At 72.0% G+C, this 17,107-nt stretch carries 18 protein-coding genes and 2 pseudogenes; 9 read left to right on the top strand and 11 right to left on the bottom strand.

All coding sequences use genetic code 11. The annotated features are described in order from the left end of the window. Nucleotides 1-105: 105 nt before the first annotated feature. The 3 genes from ABZS71_RS06975 (at nt 106) to ABZS71_RS06965 (ending at nt 3,116) form a co-directional block, all read left to right on the top strand. Nucleotides 106-1,449 carry a S8 family serine peptidase gene (locus ABZS71_RS06975; RefSeq protein WP_356208095.1) on the top strand — a complete coding sequence of 448 codons (1,344 nt, stop codon included), beginning with the start codon at nt 106-108 and terminating at the stop codon, nt 1,447-1,449. Beyond that, on the top strand, nt 1,446-1,712 hold the full coding sequence (locus ABZS71_RS06970) for a hypothetical protein (RefSeq protein ID WP_356208094.1): 267 nt from the start codon (nt 1,446-1,448) through the stop codon (nt 1,710-1,712). The genes ABZS71_RS06975 and ABZS71_RS06970 overlap by 4 nt, the downstream gene beginning before the upstream one ends. Before the next feature lie 162 nt (nt 1,713-1,874). Beyond that, the gene (locus ABZS71_RS06965; protein WP_356208092.1) at nt 1,875-3,116 is read left to right on the top strand and encodes a serine hydrolase domain-containing protein; all 1,242 of its coding nucleotides are present in this window, start codon (nt 1,875-1,877) and stop codon (nt 3,114-3,116) included. Here ABZS71_RS06965 and ABZS71_RS06960 read toward each other — a convergent pair. The 3 genes from ABZS71_RS06960 to ABZS71_RS06950 all read right to left on the bottom strand — a co-directional run bounded on the left by ABZS71_RS06960 (nt 3,089) and on the right by ABZS71_RS06950 (nt 4,489). Next, the gene (locus ABZS71_RS06960; protein WP_356208090.1) at nt 3,089-3,610 is read right to left on the bottom strand and encodes an N-acetyltransferase; all 522 of its coding nucleotides are present in this window, start codon (nt 3,608-3,610) and stop codon (nt 3,089-3,091) included. The genes ABZS71_RS06965 and ABZS71_RS06960 overlap by 28 nt on opposite strands. Nucleotides 3,611-3,713: 103 nt before the next feature. Beyond that, nucleotides 3,714-4,280, bottom strand: coding sequence for a Clp protease N-terminal domain-containing protein (locus ABZS71_RS06955; protein WP_356208089.1), 567 nt, complete (start codon nt 4,278-4,280; stop codon nt 3,714-3,716). Next, a complete protein-coding gene (locus ABZS71_RS06950) occupies nt 4,280-4,489 on the bottom strand; it encodes a helix-turn-helix domain-containing protein (RefSeq protein WP_030081114.1) in 210 nt (69 codons plus the stop codon). Before ABZS71_RS06950 ends, ABZS71_RS06955 begins: the two co-directional genes overlap by 1 nt. A 101-nt stretch (nt 4,490-4,590) precedes the next feature. On the opposite strand from ABZS71_RS06950, the pseudogene ABZS71_RS06945 reads away from it, so the two are divergent. From ABZS71_RS06945 to ABZS71_RS06935, 3 genes and pseudogenes are all read left to right on the top strand, one after another. After that, nucleotides 4,591-5,237: pseudogene (locus tag ABZS71_RS06945) on the top strand (GNAT family protein). Between the two features lie 41 nt (nt 5,238-5,278). Then, entirely contained in the window at nt 5,279-6,037 is a 759-nt protein-coding gene (locus tag ABZS71_RS06940) for a hypothetical protein (RefSeq protein ID WP_356208088.1), read from the top strand. Between the two features lie 127 nt (nt 6,038-6,164). Continuing rightward, the gene (locus tag ABZS71_RS06935; protein ID WP_356208157.1) at nt 6,165-7,157 is read left to right on the top strand and encodes a hypothetical protein; all 993 of its coding nucleotides are present in this window, start codon (nt 6,165-6,167) and stop codon (nt 7,155-7,157) included. Nucleotides 7,158-7,203: 46 nt separating this feature from the next. Here the strand turns inward: ABZS71_RS06935 and ABZS71_RS06930 are convergent, their stop codons facing one another. Then, nucleotides 7,204-7,671 carry a MarR family transcriptional regulator gene (locus tag ABZS71_RS06930; RefSeq protein ID WP_356208087.1) on the bottom strand — a complete coding sequence of 156 codons (468 nt, stop codon included), beginning with the start codon at nt 7,669-7,671 and terminating at the stop codon, nt 7,204-7,206. 101 nt (nt 7,672-7,772) lie between these two features. Between ABZS71_RS06930 and ABZS71_RS06925 the strand changes: the two genes are divergently transcribed. Next, nucleotides 7,773-8,327: a carboxymuconolactone decarboxylase family protein gene (locus ABZS71_RS06925; protein WP_356208086.1), complete on the top strand. Its 555-nt coding sequence runs from the start codon at nt 7,773-7,775 to the stop codon at nt 8,325-8,327. Here ABZS71_RS06925 and ABZS71_RS06920 read toward each other — a convergent pair. The 3 genes and pseudogenes from ABZS71_RS06920 to leuA all read right to left on the bottom strand — a co-directional run. Continuing rightward, nucleotides 8,328-8,508, bottom strand: a pseudogene (locus ABZS71_RS06920) (LuxR C-terminal-related transcriptional regulator); the annotation flags it as partial. Nucleotides 8,509-8,644: 136 nt separating this feature from the next. After that, entirely contained in the window at nt 8,645-9,358 is a 714-nt protein-coding gene (locus tag ABZS71_RS06915) for a TerB family tellurite resistance protein (protein WP_356208085.1), read from the bottom strand. A gap of 164 nt (nt 9,359-9,522) precedes the next feature. Then, complete coding sequence (gene leuA / locus ABZS71_RS06910) at nt 9,523-11,298, bottom strand: 2-isopropylmalate synthase (protein ID WP_355857927.1); 1,776 nt, start codon at nt 11,296-11,298, stop codon at nt 9,523-9,525. 324 nt (nt 11,299-11,622) lie between these two features. Here leuA and ABZS71_RS06905 point away from each other — a divergent pair, with 324 nt between their 5' ends. Together ABZS71_RS06905 and ABZS71_RS06900 are read left to right on the top strand one after the other, a co-directional pair. Further along, entirely contained in the window at nt 11,623-12,723 is a 1,101-nt protein-coding gene (locus tag ABZS71_RS06905) for a M4 family metallopeptidase (protein ID WP_355857924.1), read from the top strand. 27 nt (nt 12,724-12,750) lie between these two features. Continuing rightward, nucleotides 12,751-13,017 carry a protealysin inhibitor emfourin gene (locus tag ABZS71_RS06900; RefSeq protein ID WP_356208084.1) on the top strand — a complete coding sequence of 89 codons (267 nt, stop codon included), beginning with the start codon at nt 12,751-12,753 and terminating at the stop codon, nt 13,015-13,017. Between the two features lie 59 nt (nt 13,018-13,076). On the opposite strand, the gene era is transcribed toward ABZS71_RS06900, so the two are convergent. The 4 genes from era to ABZS71_RS06880 form a co-directional block, all read right to left on the bottom strand. Continuing rightward, a complete protein-coding gene (gene era / locus ABZS71_RS06895; protein ID WP_355857918.1) occupies nt 13,077-14,033 on the bottom strand; it encodes a GTPase Era in 957 nt (318 codons plus the stop codon). Between the two features lie 65 nt (nt 14,034-14,098). Then, complete coding sequence (locus ABZS71_RS06890; RefSeq protein ID WP_356208083.1) at nt 14,099-14,524, bottom strand: nitroreductase family deazaflavin-dependent oxidoreductase; 426 nt, start codon at nt 14,522-14,524, stop codon at nt 14,099-14,101. Nucleotides 14,525-14,713: 189 nt separating this feature from the next. Beyond that, nucleotides 14,714-15,076: a cytidine deaminase gene (locus tag ABZS71_RS06885; protein ID WP_356208082.1), complete on the bottom strand. Its 363-nt coding sequence runs from the start codon at nt 15,074-15,076 to the stop codon at nt 14,714-14,716. 436 nt (nt 15,077-15,512) lie between these two features. Continuing rightward, on the bottom strand, nt 15,513-16,982 hold the full coding sequence (locus ABZS71_RS06880; RefSeq protein WP_356208156.1) for an Ig-like domain-containing protein: 1,470 nt from the start codon (nt 16,980-16,982) through the stop codon (nt 15,513-15,515). Between the last annotated feature and the right edge of the window lie 125 nt (nt 16,983-17,107).

The following is a 17,107-nucleotide window of genomic DNA, read 5'->3' as shown; positions in this document are numbered from 1 at the left end:
GGGACCGCGCCGGTGCGCGGCAGAACCGGGCTGTCGTCCTTGGGTTTTCCGCGCACTGGCGCGCGTCCGCGATCCGGCGGGGAGCGCACAGAAGCGGAGAAGCCAATGACGAACGGACTCAACGGACCGATGGGCAGGGGCCACAACGGGGAGCGGCCCATGCGGGGTGAGTCGCCGCTCGGGCGGCAGGTCACGGAGTACACCGGGCGGTATGTGGTACTGCTCGACCAGCAGGAGCCGGAGCGTGGCATGGACGCGTTGCGGTCCTCGGTCGGCATCGCGTCCGTCGAACGCGTCCGCGGCGCGGAGGCCAGGGGCGCCGCCGAGCTGCTGCAACGGCCGGATGTCTCGGTGCTCTTCGACGAGCTCGGCGTCGCCGTCGTCGATGTGCAGCCGGATCAGCGGCATGCGCTGGTGACCACGGCGGAGGCGGAGCCCACGATCATCGCGTCGGAGCCGGAGCGGATGGTCTACGCGTCGGTGATCACTGAGCCGCAGCGGACGCTGACCGGGTTCTTCCCGACGTACCGCAGTGACGACGACGAGGTGACCCGCCACACCAGGGCAGAGCTGGCGTCGTCGCTGGGTCCGGCCTGGGACGAGCAGAACACGACCTGGGGGCTTCAGGCGATCCGGGCCAACTGGTCGACGCTGACCGGGCGCGGGGTGAAGATCGCCGTCCTGGACACCGGTGTGGACACCGATCACCCGGATCTGACCGGGTGCGTCGACGAGACGGCGTCCTTCGTGCCGGGCGCGAGCCCGGAGGACGGTCATGGTCATGGCACGCACTGCATCGGCACGGTGGCCGGTCCGGCGAAGCCCGAGCACGCGCCGCGCTACGGCGTGGCCGGTGAGGCCCGGATACTGGCCGGCAAGGTGCTGAGCGACCGCGGCAGCGGCACCGACGGCCAGATCCTGGCGGGCATGGCCTGGGCGGTCTCGCGCGGGGCGCGGGTGATCTCCATGTCGCTCGGCGCCACGGTCGAGCCGGGTGAGCTGTTCCCGCAGACGTACGAGAACGTGGCCCGGCGCGCGCTGCAGCGCGGCACGGTGATCGTGGCCGCGGCGGGGAACGAGAGCTCGCGGCCCCGGTTCATCGCGCCCGTCGGCCGGCCCGCCAACTGCCCTTCCATCCTCGCGGTGGCGGCTCTGGGCAAGGATCTGGCGACCGCGTTCTTCTCCAACGGCGCCATCAACGGCGCGGGCGGCGAGGTCAATGTCGCCGCGCCCGGTGTCGACATCTTCTCGGCGGCACCGGACGGCACGTACCAGACGATGAGCGGCACCAGCATGGCCACGCCGCACACCGCCGGCGTCCTCGGGCTGCTCGCCCAGGCGAACCCCGACGCCTCGGCGGCCGACCTCCAAGCCCGACTGCTGTCCGGGGCGTACCCACTGGCGCAGCCCGCCACGGACATCGGCGCGGGTCTGCTCCAGGCCCCATGAGCCAGAACCAGGGCCAGGGCCAGGCGTCGGGGTCCGGTCCGGTCCCGGTGATCCTCTCCATCGACCCGGACCGGTTCGCGGAGGCGGTGGAGGCCGTGCGGCGGGCCGGGCTGACGGTGACCGGGGAGTATCCGGTGCTCGGCTCACTGGCCGGGACCATCGCCGAGGACCGGATCCCGGCCCTGGAGGCGATCGACGGCGTCGAGTCCGTCGACCGGGAGCGCATCGTCGGGATTCCGCCGCCGGACTCGCCGATCCAGTGAGCGGTCGTCGGGGTGATCCCCGAGGCGCGGGGCGGGGGTGGGCCGGGGGTGGGCCAGGGCTGTCCCGGAGGCCGGGTGCGTACCGCGCCAGAAGACTGGTCGTCAGGCCGGAGAGACCGGCCGGACGATCAGTCACCTGGAGACCACACCGTGATCCGTGCCTTGTCTCGGCCCCGTTGGAAAGCCCTCGCCGCGGCCACCGCGCTGCTGGCCGCCGTGGCGGGCGGGGCAGCCGCACCGGCGCTTGCCGCCGCCCCCGCCCAAGCCGCCGCCCACGCGTCGTCGCCGCCTCCGCTGGACGCGGCGGCGCTGCGGGGCGTCGTCGACGGGTTACCGGGCGACGACCTGACCGGTGTGCTGGTCCGCATCACCGGAAGCGCCGGGCAGTGGTCGGGCACGTCGGGCGCCGGGGATCTGAGCACCGGGGCACCGGTGCGCGCCGACGGGTCGTTCCGGATCGGCAGCATCTCCAAGGTGTTCACCGCCACGGTGGTGCTCCAACTGGCCGCCGAGCACCGGCTGGACGTGGACGACGCCGTGCAGTCGTATCTGCCCGGTCTGTTGCCTGCCGCATACCCGAAGATCACCATCGGCCAGCTGCTGAACCACACCAGCGGACTGCCGTCCAGGGGCGGGGAGGAGTTCTGGGGCGACGGGACGAACCAGTGGTTCGTGGACCACCGCTTCGAGAGCTGGTCGCCCGAGCGCATCGTCACCACCCTGGTCCGGGGCCGGGAGATGGAGTATCCGCCCGGCACCGCGCAGACCTACAGCGGGATCAACACCTTCGTCGCCGGGCTGATCGTCGAGAAGGTCACCGGGCACTCGTTCGCCCGGGAGGTACGGGACCGGATCGCGCGGCCGCTCGGGCTGCGCCACACCTACGTCCCCGCGATCGACGACGCCCGGCTGCCGGGGCCGGCCGCCCATGGCTATCTGACGGTCACGGCGAAGGACGGTACGGCCGCGAGGGCCGATGTGACCCAGCAGGCGGCCTGGCCGTGGGCGGAGGGCGGCATGATCTCGACCGCCGCCGAGCTGGACCGCTTCATGGGCGCGCTCTACCGGGGGCGGCTGCTGCCGCCGGCACAGCAGCGGCTGCTGTTCAGCGTTCCCGATGTGCCCAACCACCGGAACAAGAACTGCGAGTACGGCGACAACCGCGCCTGTTTCAGCATGGGCCTGATACGGGGCGCGCTCGAGGACGGCACCGAGGTCTGGGGCAAGACCGGCTCCCGCCCGGGCTACACCAGCGGCATGTTCGCCACCCGGGACCTGAGCCGCCGTCTGGTGTACTCGGTCAACCCGACCGGGCTGGGCGGCGCGGAGTCCTCGTCGGTCATGAAGCTGGTCACCACCGTCTTCGGCCCCCTCGCTCAGACGCGGTCGAACGGCTCGGCGTAGGCGAAGACCCCCTTGAGGGTGGGCTGATACGCGGTCAGGGTCCGGACCTGGAAGAAGTCGCCCCAGGCCGGATCCGGGGCCGTGATGCCGTAGGCGGTCGCGGGGCGGAAGCCGAACCGGCCGTAGTAGGCGGGGCTGCCGAGCAGCGCGACCAGTGATTCCCCGAAGGCGTCCGCGGCACCGAGCACCGCGTGCACGAGCGCCTGGCCCACGCCGCGGCGCTGGTGGCCGGGGTGGACGCTGAGCGGGCCGAGGCCGAGGCCGAGGGCCGGATCGGGGCCCACATGGCCACGGGTGCACAGCACATGTCCGATCACCTCGCCCCGGTCGCCGGTGGCCACGAAGGACAGCGCGGGCAGCCAGGCATCGCAGAGGCGGAGCTCGTCGAGAAGGGTCGCCTCGACCGGGACCGTGGTGCCCGACTTGGCGAACGCGGCCGAGGTGACGGCACGTACCGCGTCGATGTCGGCTGGGGTCTCTCGTCGGATCAACACCGGCACAGGATGCGCGGCGGATCGCGGCGCGGGCAACCGAATTGCGCGCCTGCGCTCAAGCGCACGCTCAGGGGGCGTTCATGGGGCGCCGCGTGTGTCCGCGCTAGCGTTCCGCGCGGGCGGCGAGGGCCCGTTCGATCTGGACGTAGGTCACGTCGTGGTCGGCGAGGACATGTGCGGCGACGCCCGGCCGGGCGGTGAGCGAGAGCAGCAGATGCTCGTCGCCGATGTGCTTGTCGCCGCGCGCGAGCGCGATCCGCAGCGACCGCTCCAGCACCGACTTGGCCTCCCGGGCGAAGGGGCGGCGCAGCGGGCGCTTGCCGCGCCGCGGGCGCCCGGGTGTGCCTCCGGTGGCCAGGGCGCCCACGCCGTGGGCCTCTTCCACCCGGGCGACGATCTCCCCGACGTCGATGCCGAGGCCGGCCAGCGCCTCGGCGTCGGCGTTCGAGATGCCGCCGCGGCGGCGCACCTCGGCCAGGGCGCGCGCGATCGAGTCGCGGCGGCCGTGCGCCCCGAGGGCGGCGAGGGCGTCGGCGGCGGGGCTGCCCGTACGGTCCAGGAGCGCGAGCAGCAGCTCCGCCTCGCCGACCGTGTCGCTGCCGGTGTCCTCCGCGTGGCGGACGGCGCCGCGGACGACCTCGCGGCCACTGGTGGTGAACCTCTCGAACATCAACGCCTCCCGTGCTTCTTGTGGACCGCCTGCCTGCTGACGCCCAGCTCGGCGGCGATCTCCTGCCACGACCAGCCCTTCGCGCGGGCGCTGCGCACCTGCACGGCCTCCAGCTGCTCCAGCAGCCGGCGCAGCGCGGCGACGGCGCGCAGCCCGATGCGCGGGTCCCGGTCGCCCGCCCGCTCGGCGAGATCGGTTGCTTCCGTCATGATGTCAACGTAGATTGACAGCCCGCAGCCGTCAACCCTGATTGACACTCCGGGGCGTAATTGGCTCGACGCGGCGGGGACACGTCCGGCAACCTCCCGTTATGGACCCCCATTTCTGGCCCCTGCACGGGCTACGCCTCCGCACGCCGCGCCTGGAGCTGCGGCTTCCCGGCATCCCCCTGCTCGACGAGCTGTGCGCGGTCGCGGCGGGCGGGGTGCACGACCCGGCGGAGATGCCGTTCGGCGTGCCCTGGACCGACGCCACCCCGGACGAGGTAGGGCGCGGGGCCTTCCAGCACGTCCTGAGAACGATCGCGGAGTGGCGGCCCGAGAAGTGGACAATGAGCTTCGCGGTGCTGCACGAGGGCGCGGTGGTCGGGCGTCAGGACCTCTCCGCGACCGACTTCGCGGTGACGAGGGAGGCCGGGACCGGGTCCTGGCTGGGCCTGGCCCACCAGGGCAAGGGCCTCGGAACGGAGATGCGGGCGGCGGTGGCACATCTGGCGTTCGAGGGGCTGGGGGCGCGGTCGCTGACCTCGAGCGCGATGGTCGAGAACGACCGCTCGCTCGGGGTGTCGCGACGGCTCGGCTACCGCCCCGACGGAATGTCCGTACTCGCCGTATGCGGGCAGGCCCGCACCCTGCAGCGGCTGCGGCTGGACCGCGCGTCCTGGGAGGAGCACCGCGCGACCCCGGTCGAGATGTCCGGACTGGAGCCGTGCGGGCGCTGTTCGGGGCGACACCTTAGGGTGGTCGCTCCACTGTACGTTCGAAACCGGGGGAGTCGCCGTGCGAGCGGCCGTACGCACCAGAATCGCGGGCCCTGCCGTCATGCTGACGGCCCTTCTCACCGGATGCGGCAGCACACAGGGGCCGCCCGATCCGGGGCGCCCCGCCGCATCGGGGAACCCCTCGACGGCGCCCGGCGTCGACGGCAAGGCCGACCGGGACCGGGTCTTCACCGACCCCGATCTGGAGGCCGCGCTCCTTCCCGCCGGGGCATTCGGCGGGCGCGCCCGGGTCACCAGGACGGACCTGGGGCTCTTCGGCCGGTACGGGGGCGACGACTGGGTCGGTTGCGAGCCCGGCAACGCCCTGCGCGAGGAGCTGACCGGCTTCGAGGGAACCAGCGCCCAGCAGACCGTGCGCATCACGCCCGCCGCCGGAGGTGGCCGGACCGTCACCGTCCAGCTGGTGTCGATGCCCGCCGGGCGCACCGAGCGCTATCTGGAGGTCCGGCGCCTGCTCCACCAGGTCTGCCCCGATGTCGCCGTCGACACGGAGGCCGCCCCCGTCCTCGAGCACCACAAGGCCCGCGAGCTCGCAGCCCTCGGCGACGACGCGCTGCTGGAGATCTCGCGGCAGACCGGCGGTGACGGCGACGGCACGCCGTCGTACGCCGTGGAGGTCCGCGTCGGCGGCGTGCTCGCCATCGTGCGGGCCGGCGGCGACAAGGACACCGCCGTCTCGCTCGCCGCACGCGCCGCCCTGCGGATCCGTACCGAGCTGTACGGTGCCCGGCCTCGTGCCGTCACGAGCCGCCCGTAGAACGCTGGTTACGCTCCCTTCCGTGAAGAGACCCCGGATAGTCCCGGCCACCGCTTCCTCGCTGCGGCGGGCGCGCCGCACCCTCGTACGCGGCTGGCGCCATCCCCGGCTGAAGTGGCCCAAGCGCATCACGGCGGGCCTGGCAGGGTGCCTGGCGCTCGCCGTCCTCGCCGGCGGGATCTCGCTGCGGCTGCTGTACGCGGGCGACCCGAAGCCCGGGACGCTGACCCGCGGCCGGGACGCGGTGTGGCTCGGCCACGCATGGGTGGACGGCCGCAACGGCGAGCCGGAGCTCGCCACGCTGGCGCGGCGGGTGCGCGGCACCGGGATCCGCGATCTCTACGTCCACGCGGGCCCCTTGGAGCACAACGGCACGCTGCCCGCCGCCCGCTACCCCAGGGCCGCCTGGCTGCTGAAGACCGTGCACCGCGAACTGCCCGGCGTTCGCGTCCAGGCGTGGCTCGGCGACAAGCTGGCCACCGAGGGCCCGACGGGGCTCCGGCTGGGCGACCGGGACAGCCGGGCGCATATCGTCCGCTCCGCCCGGCAGGTGCTGGACGCGGGCTTCGACGGGGTGCACTTCGACCTGGAGCCGATGCACTCCGGCGACCGTGACTTCCTCTCCCTGCTCGACGACCTGCACGCCCTCACCCGCTCCCGCCATGTCCCCCTGTCGGTGGCCGCCCATCAGATCGACCCGCTGCCCGGCCTGCACTCGGTCGCGGGCTTCGTCGCCAACCACCCGAAGTGGTGGTCGCAGAAGTACTTCGGTCAGGTGGCGCGGCGGGTCGACCAGATCGCGGTGATGTCGTACGACACCTCGATGCCGCTGGAGAGCCTGTACGGGGGCTATGTGGCCCAGCAGACGGAACTGGCCCTCGAAGCCACCCCGCCGGACACGGATCTGCTCATGGGGCTGCCCGGCTACCACACCGACAACTTCGGCCGCCACGCCTGGGCCGAGACGGTGGCGGCCGCGGTCCGCGGCACCCGTCTCGGCCTCGGCCGCGAGGACCGGGGGCGCGAGCGGTTCGGGGTGGCGCTGTACGTGGACTTCGCCGCGACGCCCGGCGACTGGACGGCGTACCGGAGGGGCTGGGGCGCGCCGACCGCGGAGTGACACGGACCCGAGCCGACGCGCTCGGGCGGGGCGACGGGGCGGACGCTCAGGCGCCGAACCACCCGGCGACGTCGAGGCGGAAGCCGCTGAGGGGCGCCATCGCGCGCAGGTCCGCCTCCATCGCGCGCACCCGTTCCGCCCCGAGCGCATCGGCCCATCGCTTCCGCAGCTCCTCGAAGATGACGGCCGAGCGGGCCAGCGCGTCGATACCGCGCGGGGTCAGCCGGATCACCTTGCGCCGGGCGTCGGCCGGGTCGTCGGCCCGGACCACGTAGCCCAGCGCCGCCAGCCGGTCGGCCGTCTTGCCCGCGGCCTGTTTGGAGACGCCGAGCCGCCGGCCCAGCTCGCTGGCGGTGGCGCCGTCGCGCCCGATGGCCTGCATGGCGAAGCCGTACGCCGGGCGGACATCGGGGTGTCCCCGGCGGGCCAGCTCGGCGTGCAACTGGTCGATGAGCGAGCGGAAACCGGCGAAGAGCAGCAGCGGCAGTTCAAAGCCGGGGGTCTCCTCAGCCATCGCGACGCCCCTCGCCCTTGCCCCATTCGACAACCTGGTTTACGTTTTCGACAACCACGTTGTCGATAATAGCGTCGATAACAGCCCAGGGGGGACGCACCATGCCCATCGACATGTTCACCGACCACACCCCGGACTCCGCGCCGCCCGCCGCGCGCCGGTCCATGGAGACGACGGTCCGGCGCCTCGGCTACCTTCCGGCGCCCGTGGCGCGGATGGCCGGATCGCCGGAGCTGCTGGATGGATTCCTCAAGCTCAGCGGGGCGTTCGAGACGGCCACGCTGGAACCGCTGGACCGCGAGGTCGTCATCATGACCATCGCGACCCGCAACGCCTGCCACGTCTGCGTGGCCATGCACACCGCGAAGCTCACCGCACTGGGCGCCGACGCCGGGCTCGTCACCGCACTGCGGGAGCAGCGGGCCCTGGACGATGAACGGCTCGACGCCCTGCGCGACTTCACGCTCACCGTCCTGGAGACCGCGGGCGCGGCGAGCGACACGGCCCTCAAAGCCTTCCTCGGCCAGGGCTACACCCGCCGCAACGCCCTGGAGGTGGTGCTGGGCATCGGCACCTACACCATGTCCACCCTGGCCAACCGGCTCACCCGGGCGCCACTGGACGAGTCGCTCGCGCGCTTCTCCTGGACCGCCTGATCAGGAATGCCCCGTACGGGACGGGGTGACCAGCCCCGACTCGTAGGCCGCGATGACCAGTTGCGCGCGGTCGCGGGCGCCCAGCTTGCCCATGATGCGGCTGACGTGGGTCTTGGCGGTGAGGGGCGAGAGACCCAGCGCCCGGGCGGCCCTCGGCGTTGTTCAGACCGCGGGCGACGAGCGCGGCGGCTACTGCGACGGTGGCGGCGGGGCGGGGCCGATCACTCCCTGGGGAGTACGGAGGCGCAGACCGGGCTTCCGGGTGCCCCGGCTACCGCTGGGCCCCAGCGGTAGCCGGGGGCGAGCCGAGCCTCTGATCAAAAGGCCGCCCGGGTGGCGGCCAGGAGGCGGGCCGTGTCGTCGGGGCAGATCATCAGGGCCCGGCCGACGGTCTCCAGGACCGCTCGCTCGGCCGGGCGGTACGGGCCGTCGGCGACCGCGATCCGGGCGCCCTGGAGCAGGATGGCCTCCCGGCCCGTCGGGGCCAGATGCGGAGCCAGCGGCTCCAGGGCCTCGTGGAGCTCGATGGCGAGCGCCGTACCGCAGGGGTCGAGGCCGTCGCGCTCACCGGAGCACGCGCCGGGCAGCCGCCCGGTGTCGGCGGCGAGCGCCTCGATGAGGGCGAGCAGCTGGTCCTCGCTGCAGTCGGTGAACCCGGCGGCCCGCACCGCGCCGACCGCGACCTGCCGGACCGCTACCGCGTCGGTGCCGCCCGCGGCGAGGACCGCGAGGGCGACGGTGTGCACGGCGTCGCGCAGCATCGCGGAGAAGCGGGTGGTGGTCGGGTGGTCGAGCACCTCGGTGCCGAACCGGCCGGTGCAGGCGGCGCATTCGACGACGGGCGCGACCGGCCCGCGGGGCAGGAGCGGAAGGCCGAGCACCACGATGCGGCGGCGGCCGGTGCGGCGGCGGTAGTTGCGGTCGCCTCCGCAGTCGGGGCAGAAGAACTCACCATCGCCGACGGTCCGCCACAGAGTGCGTACGCCTACCACACACAGGTCCCGGTCACGGCGGGCTCGCGCATGCACCACGTCACACCTCCATAACGCTTCGGCGACGTTGCCGCGTTGACGTGATGCTAGCCACATCAGTGATGTGCCGTCAGTACCCCGAACGGAGACAACAGGCCAAACCCGAGGCCCTGCCCACCTCACGCGGTGAACGGGGCCCATGTGGGTGACGGGTCAAGCGGCCCTTACCGGCGCGCCCGGTTGACCGCGGAGACGACCGCCTTGAGGGAGGCGCGCACGATGTTGGCGTCGATCCCGATGCCCCACAGCACCTTGCCGTCGATCGCGCATTCGATGTACGCGGCGGCCTGCGCGGCCGCGCCCTCGCTCAGGGTGTGCTCGGAGTAGTCCAGCAGCCTGACGTCCACATCGATCCCGGCCAGGGCATCGAAGAAGGCCGCCAGCGGACCGTTGCCGGTGCCGGTCAGCACGGTCTCGACGCCGTCCACGACGGCCTCGACGGTGAGCGCGTCGGTGCCCTCGCTGGTCGTCGAGGTCTGTGCGGTGCGCAGCGCGATCCGGCCCCACTGGTTGTCGGCGGTCGGCAGGTACTCGTCCTGGAAGACCGACCAGATCTGGCCCGGGGTGACCTCGCCGCCCTCGGTATCGGTCTTGGCCTGAATCGTCTTGGAGAACTCGATCTGCATCCGGCGCGGCAGGTCCAGGTTGTGGCCGTTCTTCAGGACATAGGCGATGCCGCCCTTGCCGGACTGGGAGTTGACCCGGATGACGGCCTCGTAGGAGCGGCCGACGTCCTTGGGGTCGATGGGCAGGTACGGGACCGCCCACTCGATCTCGTCGACCGTCTTGCCCTGCTCGGCGGCGCTCGCCTCCAGCGCCTCGAACCCCTTCTTGATGGCGTCCTGGTGGGAGCCGGAGAAGGAGGTGTAGACCAGGTCGCCCGCGTAGGGGTGGCGCGGGTGGACCTCCATCTGGTTGCAGTACTCGGCGGTCCGCCGGATCTCGTCGATCTGCGAGAAGTCGATCTGCGGGTCGACGCCCTGGGAGAACAGGTTCATGCCCAGCGTCACCAGGTCGACATTGCCGGTGCGCTCGCCCTGCCCGAACAGACAGCCCTCGATCCGGTCCGCCCCGGCCATGATCGCCAGCTCGGCGGCGGCGACGGCCGTACCGCGGTCGTTGTGCGGGTGCGCGGACAGGCATACATGCTCACGCCGGGACAGGTGGCGCGACATCCACTCGAAGCGGTCCGCGTGCGTGGACGCGGTCGAGCGCTCGACGGTGGCCGGCAAATTGAGGATGATCTCGCGGCCGTCCTCCGGCTGCCAGACGTCCATGACGCCCTCGCAGACCTCCAGCGCGAAGTCCAGCTCGGTGTCGGTGAAGATCTCCGGGCTGTACTGGTAGCCGAAGGCCGTCTCGTCGCCCAGGAGCTTGTCGGCGTACTCCATCACCAGCCGGGTGCCGTCCACCGCGATCTGCTTGACCTGCTCCCTCGTCCCCCGGAAGACGACCCGGCGGAAGGTGGGGGCGGTGGCGTTGTAGAGGTGCACGGTGGCCCGGTGCGCGCCGCGCAGCGATTCGACGGTGCGCTCGATCAGCTCCTCGCGCGCCTGGGTGAGGACGGAGATCGTCACGTCCTCGGGGATCGCGCCGTCCTCGATGATCCACCGTACGAAGTCGAAGTCGGTCTGGCCGGAGGAGGGGAAGCCGACCTCGATCTCCTTGTAGCCCATGCGCACCAGCAGATCGAACATCTCGCGCTTACGGGCGGGGGACATCGGGTCGATCAGTGCCTGGTTGCCGTCCCGCAGATCGGTGGAGAGCCACCGCGGCGCGACGGTGATGCGGTTGTCGGGCCAGGTGCGGTCGGGGATGTCGACGGCCTCGTAGGGGCCGTACTTGTGGATCGGCATCCCGGACGGACGCTGGGTGACGGTCGCGGCGGTGATGGGCGTGGGGCGACCGATGGCATTACCGGGCGTAGCGGAGTTGGTCATGGTGTGCGGGGCTCCTCGTATCCGTTGGACGATCCGCTGTACGGGTGTCCACTGGGCGGCCGACGGGGCGTAATCACCGCAACACCGAACTCCGCGGGGAGGGGGTCGGCCTACGACTACAGGCCCTCGCCGCGGCAGCTAAGGAGAAGCAGCCCGAAACGCATGATGGGCAGCAGCCTAACCGAAACCTCCGGGACGGGGCGGGTCCGTATCACTATGCGGACCAGCACATCACGCGCGGAGGAATGCCCATCTACCACTCGATTTCATCAATCATGAGCGCAAGACGTGACAAGGGATTCACTCGGTGCCACATTGCCTGCCATGGACGCCAACGCGAATGCCCGCAGTCACCGCCACCGTGCCTTCTGCACGATCGTGCCGCCGCATGTCCTCGACAAACTGTCCCGCGCCGAGGACCCCGCCGTGGCCGAGCCCGCCCGCCGCACCCTGGAGCGGGACGCCCTGGAGCGCACCCGCCGCCGGATCACCACCGTCCGCGGCGTCACCGGCGCCGTGCCGTCTGCCGCGCCCTCCGACAAGCCCCGGCGCACGATCTACGACGCCAAGCACGAGACCCGGCTGCCGGGGAAGAAGGTGCGCGGCGAGGGCGACCAGGCGGGCCGGGACGCGTCGGTCAACCGCGCGTACGACGGGCTGGGCGCGACCTTCGAGCTGTTCCGCACGGCGTACGGCCGGCGCTCGATCGATGACTCGGGCCTGGCGCTGGACGCGAGCGTCCACTACAGCCAGGACTACAACAACGCCTTCTGGGACGGCGAGCAGATGGTCTTCGGCGACGGGGACGGCGAGATCTTCCTCGACTTCACCATCCCGGTCGATGTGATGGCCCACGAGCTGACCCACGGCGTCACGCAGTACACCGCCAATCTGGAGTACTTCGGCCAGTCCGGTGCGCTCAACGAGTCGATGTCCGATGTCTTCGGCTCGCTCGTCAAGCAGCACGCGCTCGGCCAGAGCGCCACCGAGGCCGACTGGCTGATCGGTGCCGGGCTGCTGGCGGAGCGGGTCACCGGAGAGGCGCTGCGCTCGATGAAGGCCCCGGGCACGGCGTACGACGACGACGTCCTCGGCAAGGACCCGCAGCCCGGCACGATGGACGACTACGTCCACACCTCACGCGACAACGGCGGCGTCCACATCAACTCCGGCATCCCCAACCACGCCTTCTACCTCGCCGCCACCGCCCTCGGCGGCAGCGCCTGGGAGCGCGCCGGACAGATCTGGTACGACGTGCTGACCGGCGGCGAACTGGCCTCCGACGCGGAGTTCGCCGACTTCGCCCAGCTCACGGTGGCCGCCGCGCACTCCCGCTACGGCGAGGGCGAGGAGCACTCGGCGGTGCTGGAGGCATGGGCGGGCGTGGGCATCACCGATCTGCGCACCCTCGTGGGCGCGCGCTAGGCCCCGCCTTCGGGTAGTGATGGAGCCATGCGCATCTCCGTCACCCGCACCGGCGGATTCGCCGGAATCGAGCGCCGGGCCGAGCTGGACACGGACAGCCGGCCCGACGCCACCCATCTGGCCGCCCTGGCCCACCAGGCCGTCGAAACCGGCCGCACCACCGCCACCCGCGGCGTGCCCGACGGCTTCCACTACGAGATCACCGTCGACGGCCGCACCATCCACGCCGCCGACCCCCACCTGAGCGACGCCCAGCGCGAGCTGATCCGCACCGTCCTCAAGGAGGGTGCGTAGGAGTCGTTCCCGGGCTTCGCACAGCTGGGCCGGCCTCCGGCCGTCGGTGCGGGATGGGCTCAGAACCCCAGCTTGCGGAGCTGCTTCGGATCGCGCTGCCAGTCCTTGGCCACCTTGACGTGGAGGTCGAGGAAGACCGGGGTGCCGAGCAGGGCCTCGATGTGTTTGCGGGACTTGGTGCCGACGTCCTTCAGGCGCCGCCCCTTGGGGCCGATGACGATGCCCTTCTGGCTGGGGCGCTCGATGTAGAGGTTGGCGTGGATGTCGAGGAGGGGCCTGTCCGCGGGGCGGTCCTCGCGGGGGAGCATCTCCTCGACGACCACCGCGATGGAGTGCGGCAGCTCGTCCCGTACGCCCTCCAGCGCGGCCTCGCGGATCAGCTCGGCGACCATGACCTGCTCGGGCTCGTCGGTGAGGTCGCCCTCGGGGTAGAGCGCCGGGCCCTCGGGGAGCAGCGGGACGAGCAGATCGGCCAGGAGTCCTACTTGCTGGTCGCCCACCGCCGAGACCGGGACGATCTCGGCCCATTCGATGCCCAGCTCCGTGCCGAGCCGGTCGATGGCGAGGAGCTGCTGGGCCAGCTGCTCGGGCTCGACCAGATCGGTCTTGGTGACGATCGCGACCTTGGGAGTCTTCTTGATCCCGGCGAGCTCGGTGGCGATATAGCGGTCGCCGGGGCCCAGCTTCTGGTCGGCGGGGACGCAGAAGCCGATGACGTCGACCTCGGCCCAGGTGGTGCGGACGACGTCGTTGAGGCGCTCACCGAGCAGCGTGCGCGGCTTGTGCAGTCCGGGGGTGTCGACGAGCACGAGCTGTGCGTCGGGCCGGTGCACGATGCCGCGGACGCTGTGGCGGGTGGTCTGCGGACGGGTGGAGGTGATCGCGACCTTCGTCCCCACCAGCGCGTTGGTCAGGGTCGACTTGCCCGCGTTGGGACGGCCGACGAAACAGGCGAAGCCCGAGCGGTGCGGGGTCTCCCGCTGCTCGGACGGGGACGAGGAAGTACCGGCAGTCATGGCGTCTATTCTCCCCGATGCCCCGGCCCATTCGGACCAGTCGTCCCGCCCCCGTCCCGCCGCCGTCAGACGCGACGCAACACCACGACCGGAATCTGCCGTTCCGTGGCCGCCTGGAAGTCCGCGAGGTACGGGGAGTGGGCCACCTGCGCGGCCCACAGCCGCTCCCGCTCCGCGCCCTCGGCGACGTGCCAGGCCGCCGCGTAGCGGTCGGTGCCGACCTCGACCTCGACCTCGGCCGCGGGGTCGGCGGCGAGGTTGTGGTACCAGCCGGGGGTGGAATCACTGCCGCCGTTGGCGGCGAAGACGACCAGCCGGTCGCCGTCGGCCAGATAGACCAGGGGGCTGATCCGGGGCTGTCCGGAGCGCGCGCCCGTGGTGGTCAGCAGGAGCAGCGGTATGCCCTCGAACTGACCGCCCACGGCCCCCTCGTTGGCCCGGAACTCCTCGATGACCTTGGTGTTCAGCGCACGCATCTCGGCCTGTTGCATGGAGGTCCTCTCGGTCCGGCTGGTGCGGTCTGGTCCCGCTTGGCCAGTCAAGCACGGTGCTGGTGCTTTCGGGGGTGAAACCGGGCAGCGCCGGGCCGGGCCGGGGTGGCCCCCCGCTGACCCTCAGCGCTCCGCATGCGCCCGTCCGCGTCCAAGAGGTGTGGTGTGGTGACAGCCGATGGCTCTCGGTCAGGCCGGGAGCGTGGCCCGCAGGGTGCCGCCCGGGGCGGCGACCAGGACGGGCGTGCCGGCGCCGCCCAGGTCCCGTACGGCCGCGCGGTCCTCCTCGGCCACGGTCTCGGCGTCGGTCACGACGGCCGCGGCCTCCAGCGACTTCGCACCGCTCGCGACGGCCATCGCCACGGCGGTCCGCAGCGCGCTCAGCTTCAGCGAGTCGAGGGCGACGGTGCCGGCGACATACGTACGCCCCGTCTCGTCGCGTACGGCGGCGCCCTCCGCCACGCTGTTACGGGCCCGCGCCGAGCGGGCCAGCGTGACGATCTTGCGGTCTTCGGGGTCCAGCTGCGCTGCATCGCTCATACGGATGAGCATATGCGGGGCGCTGACCGGCCGTTACGCCGGTGGGGCCGTGGAGGGCCCGCGTCATCCCGCGACCGAGTACATCCCGCCGCCCCTCCGGGGAGGTCAGCCGCTCCAGCCGGCCTCCTTCCTGATGGGCCGCGCCGCGCAGGGCCTGGGCGCGGCGGCCATCGTGCCGACCCGGTGCCGGGCTGCGGGCGGAGCCCGCTGCGCGACGGCGGAGCGGGGATCGCGGACTCGACGCTGGGCGGTATCAGGCTGGGGCTCGGCGTCGACGCGGCGGTCGTCGCGACGATCGCGGTCGCGGTGGGCCTGGGCCTGGGGCTACGCGGACGCGGACGTCCTGGACGCGACCGCGGATGAGCACACAGCGGCCTGCGCCGGGCCGCTCGGCGGCGGCCCGGCGCAGGCGCGTGAGGTGAGCCCTACAGATCTTTCCTTTCTGTCCCTACGGGAGCAGCGGCGTCGGCTGGAAGACCAGCGGGGCCGAGCCCGACGACGGGCTCAGCCCCGGGGCGCCCGCGAAGGATGCGGTGTACGTCGATGCGGTGAGCACCGTGGCCGGGACGGTGACGTTGGAGAGGGTCGCCGTTCCGCTGCCGTTGGTGACCGCGCTGCCCAGGGCGATCGGGCCCAGGGCGCTGTTGGCGACGAAGGTGATGGTCTGGCCGGGGACGGGGTTGTTGGACGCGTCCTTCAGCGTCGCGCTCAGGGTCGGGATGACCAGCGTGCCGTTGACCCGCAGCCGGATGGTGGCCGGGGCGGCGGTCAGGGTCGTGGTCGTCGCCGGCGGGTTCACGTTCTGGGTGATCGTCGGGGACGTCGAGCCGTTGTAGCAGGTGTCGCCGCCGTAGGTGGCGGTGACCGTGTGCGGGCCGGCGGTGAGCACGTTGGTGCTGGCCGTCGCCACTCCGAAGGCGTTGAGCGTCCCGGTGAGGGTGGGGCCGCCGCCGATCACGAAGGTCACGGTCCCGGTCGGGACGCCCGTCCCCGGCGCCACCGGGGCCACGGTGGAGGTGAAGGTCACCGTCTGGCCGGGGGTGGACGGGTTGGGCGAGGAGGTGAGCGTGGTGGTGGTGTTCGCCTTGATCACCGTGATCGTGCCGCTGGTCGACGAACCCGCGACGCCGGTGTTTCCCCCGTACGTGGCTGTCACCGGATACGAGCCCACGCCGAGCGCGTTGGTCGTCACGCACGCCTGACCACTGCCGTTGAGCGACCCGGTCAGGGTCGGCCCGCCGGTGATCACGAACGTGACCGTCCCGGTCGCGGTGCAGGTACCCGGCGACGCCACTGTCACCTGCGCGCACAACTGCACCGTCCCGCTGCACACGGGCGAGGGGGGCGTAATGGTCAACACCGTCGAGGAGGTCGCCTGGTTCACGGTGACCGTGGTGGTGTCCGACGAGCCCGATACGCCGGTGTTCCCCGAGTAGGTGGCCGTCACCCCATGCGTCCCCACCGAAATGGCACTCGTGGGCACGCAGGCGTTCCCGGCAGCGTCCACGGCCGCCGTCAGCGTCGGACCACCCGACACCACGAACGTCACCGTCCCCGGCATCACCGAACACGTACTCGGCGCCACCGTGGCCACGTGGGCGCACAGGATCACCTGCTGACCGCAGACCGATGTGGTCGGCGTGGCCGTGACCGTCGTCGTCGACGCCCCCTGACCCACCGTCACCGAACCAGTGCTGTCCACGGAACCCGCGATATCGGTGTTCCCCGAGTACGTGGCCGTCACCGCATGCGTCCCCACCGGGATCGCACTCGTCGACACACACGCCTGACCCGCCCCGTTCACCGAAGCCGTCAGCGTCGGACCACCCGCCACCACAAACTGCACCGTCCCCGGCTGCACCGGACACGAACTCGACGAGGTCACCTGCGCACACAACTGCACCGGCTGACCACACACCGGCGACACCGTCGGCGACGAGAACACCGTCGTCGACGCCCCCTGACCCACCGTCACCGAACCAGTGCTGTCCACGGAACCCGCGATATCGGTGTTCCCCGAGTACGTGGCCGTCACCGCATGGT

The sequence above is a fragment of the Streptomyces sp. NPDC005393 genome, from assembly GCF_040606675.1.
GTDB lineage: Bacteria > Actinomycetota > Actinomycetes > Streptomycetales > Streptomycetaceae > Streptomyces.
This window is presented reverse-complemented; position numbering and strand designations above follow the sequence as displayed.